The 9,853-nt window shown below is 32.3% G+C and carries 9 protein-coding genes; 2 read left to right on the forward strand and 7 right to left on the reverse strand.

What is annotated here, in order from left to right:
- Nucleotides 1-356: 356 nt before the first annotated feature.
- Both F0000_RS25830 and F0000_RS25835 read right to left on the reverse strand, forming a co-directional pair.
- Nucleotides 357-1,553: an acyltransferase gene (locus F0000_RS25830; protein WP_149627596.1), complete on the reverse strand. Its 1,197-nt coding sequence runs from the start codon at nt 1,551-1,553 to the stop codon at nt 357-359.
- 23 nt (nt 1,554-1,576) lie between these two features.
- Nucleotides 1,577-3,232 (reverse strand): NAD(P)/FAD-dependent oxidoreductase, encoded by a 1,656-nt coding sequence (locus F0000_RS25835; protein WP_149627597.1) that lies wholly within the window; start codon nt 3,230-3,232, stop codon nt 1,577-1,579.
- A 523-nt stretch (nt 3,233-3,755) separates the two neighbouring features.
- On the opposite strand from F0000_RS25835, the gene F0000_RS25840 reads away from it, so the two are divergent.
- Together F0000_RS25840 and F0000_RS25845 are read left to right on the forward strand one after the other, a co-directional pair.
- Nucleotides 3,756-4,073 carry a hypothetical protein gene (locus F0000_RS25840; protein ID WP_149627598.1) on the forward strand — a complete coding sequence of 106 codons (318 nt, stop codon included), beginning with the start codon at nt 3,756-3,758 and terminating at the stop codon, nt 4,071-4,073.
- 25 nt (nt 4,074-4,098) lie between these two features.
- Entirely contained in the window at nt 4,099-4,482 is a 384-nt protein-coding gene (locus tag F0000_RS25845; RefSeq protein ID WP_149627599.1) for a Fur family transcriptional regulator, read from the forward strand.
- A gap of 72 nt (nt 4,483-4,554) precedes the next feature.
- Here the strand turns inward: F0000_RS25845 and F0000_RS25850 are convergent, their stop codons facing one another.
- The 5 genes from F0000_RS25850 to F0000_RS25870 all read right to left on the reverse strand — a co-directional run bounded on the left by F0000_RS25850 (nt 4,555) and on the right by F0000_RS25870 (nt 9,633).
- Nucleotides 4,555-5,823, reverse strand: a complete 1,269-nt coding sequence (locus F0000_RS25850) for a S8 family serine peptidase (RefSeq protein WP_149627600.1) — start codon at nt 5,821-5,823, stop codon at nt 4,555-4,557.
- Between the two features lie 402 nt (nt 5,824-6,225).
- Nucleotides 6,226-7,140 carry a bifunctional UDP-sugar hydrolase/5'-nucleotidase gene (locus tag F0000_RS25855; RefSeq protein ID WP_149627601.1) on the reverse strand — a complete coding sequence of 305 codons (915 nt, stop codon included), beginning with the start codon at nt 7,138-7,140 and terminating at the stop codon, nt 6,226-6,228.
- 11 nt (nt 7,141-7,151) lie between these two features.
- On the reverse strand, nt 7,152-7,886 hold the full coding sequence (locus tag F0000_RS25860) for a 5'-nucleotidase C-terminal domain-containing protein (protein ID WP_255452903.1): 735 nt from the start codon (nt 7,884-7,886) through the stop codon (nt 7,152-7,154).
- Nucleotides 7,887-8,162: 276 nt separating this feature from the next.
- Nucleotides 8,163-8,600 carry a hypothetical protein gene (locus tag F0000_RS25865; protein WP_149627603.1) on the reverse strand — a complete coding sequence of 146 codons (438 nt, stop codon included), beginning with the start codon at nt 8,598-8,600 and terminating at the stop codon, nt 8,163-8,165.
- Nucleotides 8,593-9,633 (reverse strand): ABC transporter permease, encoded by a 1,041-nt coding sequence (locus F0000_RS25870; protein ID WP_149627604.1) that lies wholly within the window; start codon nt 9,631-9,633, stop codon nt 8,593-8,595. The genes F0000_RS25865 and F0000_RS25870 overlap by 8 nt, the downstream gene beginning before the upstream one ends.
- Nucleotides 9,634-9,853: the final 220 nt, after the last annotated feature.

Consider the following 9,853-nt stretch of genomic DNA (forward strand, 5'->3'; position numbering starts at 1 on the left):
GATAAGGTAATTACTTGATCTCTCGTAGTGGCACAAATCGAACCGATATAAATGGCACAGTTTGAACCGAAATGACTGGCACTATAACTCCGAAATCATTGGCACAAATCGAACCGAATTAACCAATCAATCTAGCGAAAAATCCTTGCCATTATTTTACGAAATTCTCACCCGTAAATCGTATAATTTCATAGTAGTATAGAACATAGAGACTATGTTCTATACTAAAACCAAACTGCTTTGCACTAAAAGTACAAAGCAGTTTGGTTTCAATTTATGCAATTTTTTATACAGAGTTGTACTTTAGACGCATTTTATTATGATACATCCAAAGTGTAAAAGGTATTATCTTATTTTTAATTTCTTATAGGTTTGTAATACTTTTCTTTCCTGATAATTTTTTCATTCAAATATTTTCTTAATGGTTTCTCGATAAAATAATACGTTAGCGAAGCCAGACCTATTACTACTAACAACCCTATTATTGAAGCTATAAAATTATCAAGAAAGTTAGTTGATTCGTGTGCTGACTCTCCTTCTATTCCTAGCATTAATGTTATCATGTATAAGAGAAACATCAAAGGTACATGTATCATATAAATCGAGTATGAAATTTCTCCTAAATAATTAAAGACTCTATTATTTAATAATCGTTTTAATACTCCTTGCGAATACACCGCGTTTAGTAGTAGTATGCAAAAAAATGGTATTGCTAACACATCAGGTAACCAATCACCAATCCATACAATCAGCAAAAAACTCCAAATAGCAAAGGAAACATAACTCTTAGATAGATATTTTATCATCCATTTTGTTCGAAAAATTTCATACAGTACCATACCTACAGAAAAGGAACATAATCCTCTTAGCAATGCAATTCCTGTAATAACATTAATTGAATTCTTAGGCACATTAGTATCTGGAATATTAAGATATTCATTTCTAAGCAACCAATCCATAGGTTGAAAGTGGTACATAATAGAACAAAGTCCAGCTATTGCAAATACGGCTATGAGCCATTTTGCTGTTTTTTTGTATTTATTCATAAAAAATAGTAAAAACGGAAATATTAGATATAAGAACCACTCTGCACTAATAGACCAGGAGGGAACATTATAACTAGCTTCTAAATGCATTCCCCAAGCTTGTACCAAAAACAAATTACTTATAATTGTGTTAGGGTCAAATAATAAATTCAGTATTGGAGGAATATCGGATGCGGCTATCTTAAATTTCAGCAATGCAAATATGCCTATCGAAAAAGATAGCATAAAAAAATGTAATGGATACAAACGCGCAAATCGCGCTTTAATAAATTCGATGATATCCTTCTTCTTGATATTGTTTTTAAAGGTATTGCCATACACGTGATACATAATAAATCCACTTAATAAGAAAAAAAAATCTACCATTAGATACCATTTGGTAACTAAGTAATTCCCAGTAGGTAATAGCTGTCCCAGGAAACTATTAAAATGGTGAAAGAACACTAAAACAGCAGCAATTCCTCTAAGTGGTGTTAGCGAATTTAAATACATTATATTATTTTTCATTTCTGTTATTTTTAAAATTGGTATTATAAATCTTTAGTAGAAACTTCTTTTCTGTTCTCGAAATTCAGTTTTAAAATTTCAGAGAGTTTAATATCATAATATCTTTTTAGTTCTTCTTTAGGACTTTGTTTTCCCCAATAAAAAGCTTGTAAACCTTTTTTTACGCTTCCTCCAAATATTTTTTTTCTAGGATCTCCCATTCTCACCACAGGAGCATTTAATTCTGAATTATTAAGTAACTTAAAAAATTGCTTTTCGGCTTTTTCTATATCGCCACTTTCTAATCCATCCAGAATCACTTTTCTAGTTTCTTTCCAAAGCTTGTAAAAGGTATGAGAATCGGGACAAATAAATCCAGGATAAAGAACATCCTCCAAATCTTTAAAATGTTGATCATCTTTATCATTTTTGAACTTCAGTTTTGCCTTTAAAATTCTCAATTGATCTAACCCCGTTTCTGCCATAGCCCATAATCTAATCCAAGCATTCCAAAGTCGAAAATCAGAAAACGATTTAAAAGATGTATGAACTAGTTCGTCTGCGCAAAGAATTGAATTTTTAACAATTGTATCAACACTTTTGAATTTTTCAACAGAAAAATCTTTGGTTTCAAATGCTTCTAATATTTTAGGAATTAAATAAAATAAACCATCCATAGTTATTGCTAAGCCTCTGGAAAAAAGGGGATCGACAAATCCTGCAGAATGTGGTAAAAGAAAATATCGATGACCGGCAGAACTAGACGATAAATACTGTAATCTAGGTGTAGAAACCCAATCTCTAATATTCTTAGCTTTTTTAAACTGCTTTTTAATCGATGGAAATTTTCCTATTATTTTATAAAACTCTTCGGAAGCCGAAAGCCCGGTTTCAGGATATTTATCTATATCAAGGGTTAATCCTACACTGCAAACGTTGTTAACGGCCTGTCTATGATTATTAAATGGAATAACCCACATCCACCCTCCGTCAAACATGTGATGTAAGGTAGTTTGAAACCATGGCAATGGCATGTTATGATATTTTTTAGGAATACAATCGTCATAGGGTAAGACATCTATCATATGTGTAAAAATAGAACGTGACTTTGTGTGTAACTCATCACTTTCTTTACGCAGATTATATTTCTTACTTATTAATGAACGATACCCAGAGCCATCTAATACAAAATCACAGCTAATACTTGTTTTATTTTCTAAAGTAATAGTAGCACTTTGTTCTTCAAAATGAATTTCGTCTATTTTAGTATTTAGCATATGATCCGCTCCATATTTGATGGCAGTATTAAACAAAAAAGAATCAATATCCTGACGATACATATGACTATCTAACCCATGCATTAATGGTGGAACAACAAATTGATGAACTTCGTCCTTAAGTTGTTCTCCTTTATTATTGTGATATATAAACCCAAATCCTCGCTTCACACCGCAAGATTTAGTAACATTATCTCGAATTTTTCGAAATGAAGATATATACCCAATTTCTGGAATATCAAATCGTTCAGAAATTAGTTGAATCATTTCAGAAGTATGACCAACGGTTGACTCTCCAATTGCAAATTTAGGATGTGAACCAGCATCAATAAGAAGTACTGAGAGCTTGTGTTTAGCTAAAACTATTCCAGTTAAACAACCAGCTATTCCTGATCCAATAATAACTACATCGTATTTTTTCATAATATTCTTTATATCATTACACGTTTTATTACTAACTACTTTGACAAACTATCAAATAGATATATGACCTTTCGTATCTTTATATTTAGTAAAAACCTCTTAAAGATTTTCAAAGGCATTTCGGTCAGATCAGACACAAAACTTCGAATGATCCCACTTTTAGTATCATTACAAAGAAAAACCAAAAGGTAAGTTTTATTATAAGTGTAAATACGTATTATGAAAACAGGTTTCTTAAAATTCAATAGATACTCTGTAAACTTTTAAATCAAGAAAAAATCTTTTTTTTTTGAACTCAAAAACAGACAATCACTTAAAGTAAGTTTCAGTCATACGATTTGTGATTAAAAAATTCGTATAAATTCATTGAATTATTTTTTCTTTATGCAAGGCAAAAAAATCAAGCATAGCTATAGCTACGGTTTATTTTTTAAACGAAGTAGAAAGGAAAAAGAAACGATGAATATGCGAAATTTTTAGTTATAAATCGTATCAATGATCATTTGCACATTAGCAGTTCCTTTTGAAAGTCCAATTTGGAGAGAATGACACAGAATTTACTACGGGTGTTAATTTGGGTATATTTTTTGGCTACACTTGGGGTAATACGAATTTTGTCCATCGGAAAAAAAATGGAAACAAAGAGTATAATCAAAAGATTACCACAAGACTATTTCTTAGTTCTGATAAACTCGAATTCAAATTTAATCAGGATGATATAGAACAAACGGTAAAGACTGCTTTCATTTCTATAGGTAGTGGTGCCGATTATCGAGTAAAAAATAAATTTGTTAAAAGACAAAGTATTGAAGCATGGCTAAAAAATTACTACTTTCGATAAAGTAAAGGAATTTGAATATTATACCATGGAAATCAAAAAATCAAGAAATACTGAAAAGCAAAATCTTGTCAAGAAAATCCTTTCTGAAACAGAACACGCTATGTCTGCTGAAGATATTATGGCTGCAATACCAATAAAGGTTAACAAAACAACTATATACAGGATTTTAGATCGATTTACTGAGAAAGGAGAGGTTCATTTCGTAACGGGTAAAAATGGTAAAGCGTATTATGCCCTTTGTAATAACTGTGGAACATCTCATAAGATTCATAATCACATACATTTTGAATGTCAAGTGTGTAAAGAGGTAACTTGTCAACCCAATACGCTACACATCCCAAACTTAGAAGGTTTTACCATTCAAGAGACTCAATTCTTGGTCATCGGTATCTGTAATAAGTGCAAATAAATTGAAACCACCCGCTCTCCAGCGGATGGTTTCGAACTACACATCCCAACTTAAAAATAAAGACTATGTCTTTTATCTTACAGCTATGGGATAGTTTTCTCCTCTGTTTCTTACAGTACCAGATGTTCTAGGTCCATTTCCTCTGGCGTGCATAATTCCTGCAACATGAGGTGATGCCATTGAAGTTCCGCTCAATGTAGCATAACCTCCATTCAAATATGTACTTCTTACACTACTACCTGTAGCGATCACATCGACAGGATTCATATTATAATTTGAGAAAGATGAAAAACTCTGACCACAAGTCATAGAAGCTACTGTATAAATATTAGTTCCGTTAATACAACCAGGTGCATAATTGGTCGTATTAGCTCCACTATTGCCTGCTGCAATAGCTACAAAAGTACCTGAACTTGATAATGATAATATAGCATTACGATAAGGCGAATTACTCGAACAACCTGACCCAAAGAAACCACCTAAACTTAAATTGACCACGTCGCCAGGAAAATCATATCTCCCGACATGATTAATTCCCGAAAGTATAGTAGCGGTACTACTTGAGGGTCCGCATCCAAAAACTCTTACAGGCACTACTTTTGCACCTGCAGAAACACCTACAACACCGATGCTATTATTAATCGCCGCAGCTGTTCCAGCCACATGAGTTCCATGCCCGTTACAATCATTAGCAGATCCTCCTACAAAAGATCTTGCATAAGTAGTATTGGTAACTACATTTAGATCTGGATGATCTAAATCTATACCACTATCAATTACCCAAATCCATTCGTCTTTACTTGCACCATTAGTGGCTCCTCCAACTCTTGTGATACCACAAGGAGTTTGTTGAGCCATTTTTTGTGACACTTCTTTGGTAATAACTTCTTCTACTTCGAACTTTGGTAATTCTACAACCCGATTATACTCGATTGAGACTATGTTAGGATCTTTGGATAATTTTTGAAATTCATTATCTCCAAGTTTAATAGCCACCCCAGAAATTTTAGTAGTATAATAATCGAGTACTTTAGACTGATCCAAATCGTTTTCTGACAAAATGGTATTCATTTTTTTAATCGATACCTCAGAAATGTCTCGAACTGATTTTGCTTTTTCTTCTCTATTCGTAAAAGATCGTTTTTCTAAAACTTTCGATGTCGGTTTAATTTTAGAATCTTTAAATACCACAATGTACTCACCTGGAATTATTTTACCCTCTGTACTGGTAGGTTCTACAATTGTTTCTACTGCTCCATCAGAGAGGTTTTCATTTTGACAAGAAGTCATTACTAATGCCGAAAGTAGTGTACCTACAGCTAGTTTGCTTAAATTTTTCATATTTGAGTTAAAATTTGAGTTAGAACCCAAATGTATAAATTCAAATGAAAAAATTGTTGCGGTAAAACCACAAGACAAATAATTGATCTACAAAAATTAAGCAGGAATTCACAGTATATTAAAAAACATTATTGCAATGTTGTTGCTTTAGTAAAAACAACATATTAGCAAGTATTTAACCAGAAAAATCTTTCAGGAAAAACTTGTAAGAAATTTCTATAATTGAGCATTCAATTACTCATCCATAATTAACTAAACTTTAACAAAATATACAATCATAATGTGATGAATTGGTCAAAACCAACTCTACCTAACTAGTAATTTATTCAATCTAAACTTTATACAGCTTTTATTAAAGCAACAATATTGCGTTTATTGAAATAATACTACATTTTGAGAATTTTAAATAATAATAGAGCTGCCTTCCGAAGTTTTACTTTTTTCGCTATCAAAATAGAAATCTATTCTTCCTAAATATAAACCATAACAACCAACTTGATTTACCAGTACATCTCTTTCCTTCCTGTTTTTTACTACTGTTGGTTCTTTAAGAAATGTATGTGTATGCCCCCCGATGATAAGATCAATGTTTTCTGTAGCTCTGGCAAGACTCAGATCACTTACTTTATTTGATTCGTTTTTGTAATCATATCCTAAATGAGATAAGCATATAACCAAATCGCATTTTTCCTCATTCTTTAATATGGCACTCATATCCTGAGCAATATCTATAGGATTAAGATATTTAGTTTCTTTATATAGATCTTTCATTACTAACCCTTCCAGTGCTATTCCCAAACCAAATATTCCTATCTTAATAGTATCTTTTATTATTATTTCATAAGGTTTTACAAACGTATCCATTACCGTATTAGAAAAATCATAATTGGCAGAAACAAATTTAAATCCGGCATAAGGCAGTTGTGCATGTAATCCTTCAATACCATTATCAAAATCATGATTACCTATAGTTGCGACATCATATTTAAGCATACTCATCAACTTGAATTCTAGTTCTCCTCCATAAAAATTAAAATAAGGAGTTCCTTGAAAAATATCACCTGCGTCTAACAGCAAGGTGTTTGGGTTCTCTTTTCTGATACTTTCAATAATGGTTGCTCTTCGTGCAACGCCTCCCTTATTAGAATTCCTACCTTCTTCAGGGCCAAATGGATCTATATGACTATGCACATCGTTTGTATGTAAAATTGTTATTTTTTTTGCTTGGCTAGCAGAAAAAGACGATAAACTAACTCCTCCAATAGTCATCAAACCTGCAGTTAAAGCTGTATGTTTTACAAATTCTCTTCGTTTCATTGCTATCGTTGTTAATTAACTTGTAAAAATCTATCATCCATTATTGGTGAGATCGTATCTACCTTTTTAAAATAGTCGATCATGGCATTTCGTATTTTGTAATTTAACTTATGTGCCTTCTCAGCGTGTTCAAAAAAATACATCGCATCACCTCCGTAATATAAATAGTCATTTGTAGCTACAAAATAAAGCTCTTCATCTTTAATTTCTTTGTCTCTGATCAAAGCTTTGACTATCTCAAAATCTTTATCAACTGTTAATTTTAATCCAGAAATAGGATGTGCTTTTCGAGATTTTTGTAAATACTCAATCAGTTTTTTGATATAGATACCTTTCAGTTCGACGACTATAATACTATTCTCAAATGGCATCACCTGATAGGCCGTACGTGAGGTAATAGTACCTTTCGGGATTGGTGCTCGTATCCCGCCATGGTTTAATAGTACCATATCAATTTCATTTTTAGTCTTTGATATAAAAAAAGGATTGGCCTGCTCTAAAACAATATCAGCCATTAAATTACCTATAGCAGTATTCAAGATTCCATCTCTTTTGGAATATGTCTCTGGTGCATAAGCCAAAACACTGTCTAAAGTCTTATTTACGTGTGCCCTGTATGGCTTAATAAAAGCCTCTATATCTAAATTATCAGGAGTACTATCGTTGATTTCAATTCTTACTCCTTCTACTTTTACAAGATGTTCCTTTTTTTGACAAGATGACGGCACTATTATAAGTGTAAGCAAAAAGAAACTTTTATAAATTATGTTTGGCAAGAGGCAATTACGATATGTTATATTATTCATGTATTGTAAAACTTGATGAATTCTTTTTTCTAACAACTAAAGTATAATTTTAACTTGTTTTATGCATTAGAACTTTGTAATAAAGTTTGATGATGCAATAAATACTGGCTTTTTCTTCATTATAGCATAGCAGCACTATGGTGAAATAAAAAAAGAAGCAAAGGCTGCTTCAAGATGTAATAGATTTTATAATGCATAAAGCGGGTTTAATTGAATTTACTGTATCAATTTCGCTGTTGCTTCTTTTAGTATATAATTACAGTGATCTACATCTTCTGCATTTAATTCCAGTATTCCGGTAACTTCTATTACCTGATCTGTTTTATAGTTTGATTTATTTTTAAAAATGACTTCGACAATAGTTTCAGGACCTGCACCTCCACAGAAAAAACAGGAAGACATAGGGTTTCTGGATACCATATGAAATTCTTCTTCATAAGAAAAATCCAAGAAATAACCACTGATAGTGATTTTGGACCCTTCATATGATTTTATAATGGGGCCAAATGTTGGTTTCAAAAAATAGTCGTCATAATGGACGTTATAAACATCATGAAAACTAACTTCTTCTAAATCCTCCCAGGACAACTTTTGCTGAGCAATAAGATGAAATGGGATACTTATGAAAATTAGTGATAAAAGTATTTTACACATCGGCTAAAATTTTAGAAATATTTAATTTAAATAAAGAATAAGAAGCTGAAATCGATGCAAGTATCGTCATGAAAATCACTATAATTAATATAAAAAACTCCTGCATATCAGGTACACTGATCTCCAAATGATACTTATATGTATCGGAGGCTAAATTTGAAAAAAAAAGAATGCTTACTCTTCCCAAGAACCATCCAAAGACAAATCCCATTAAGGATAAAAAAAGTGCTTCGAGAAAAACTAATTTTAATAATTGAAAAGTAGTGGCTCCATACGTTCTTAATAAAGCCAGTTCATGTTTTCTTTCTCTTACAGTTTTTATGAGACTAATAAAAATACTTAAACCAGCCACTAGCAGTATTGCTATAGCGATGCCATTGATTGCTTGAAAACCGATCCCTAAAAAATTTAATAATCGTTCAATTTCGAATTTTGGGAGTGCTGCTTGTAAGGAGGTATTTTTATTGATCGATCTAGAAAGTTGCAATGCTCCAATAGGATTCCTGAAATTTAATAATAACGCTGTAATTTCTTTATGTTCTTCCTTGTGCTTTTCATGTTCTGAATGCTCATCCTTATGCTCATGAACTTCCCAAATACTTTCAAGATTTGTTATGATAAGGTGATCTACAACTGTTCCGGTAGGCGCTAAGATACCGCTCACTACAAAAGGTTTTTCATCGTGCGCCTCTATTTCATTTTGTAGTAGCCCATGCGAACTAACAAAAAGGCTTCCTATATTAAGGTTCAGTTTTTTGGCTACTTCAGCGCCAAATATTGCTTCAAAGTTTTTAGTGTTTAATTTTCCCTCTTTTAAGGTTGCACCATATTTACGTACATATTTACCTGTAGTTCCCAGAATCCTGTAACCCCGATAATTATCACCGTAAGAAACTGGTATAGCTTCTTTTATCATAGGGTTTTTACTTATTCTTAAAGTCTCATCAAGAGATATATTGCCCGTTGGATTGTCTATGTGTAGGATAGCAGATAATACCAGCTGTAACGGACTCCCTTTTGCGCCAATTACCATATCAAATGGTTTGCTATTTCTCTCCAGATGGTCGTTAAGTTGTTTACTTATTTGTAAAACAAAAGTAGTCAGCAAAATGCTTAACGTTAAAAGCAATCCCTCATAGACCCCAGAAACTTCAGTACGTAGGCTAACGTAAAATTCGTAATTTACTGGGTATTAACTTTAGCTCTTTGCAAGGCCGTTTTTTAAAGTGTTGCTGCTTTTTTTAGTAAGCACG

Source organism: Aquimarina sp. RZ0 (assembly GCF_008370685.1).
Lineage (GTDB): Bacteria > Bacteroidota > Bacteroidia > Flavobacteriales > Flavobacteriaceae > Aquimarina.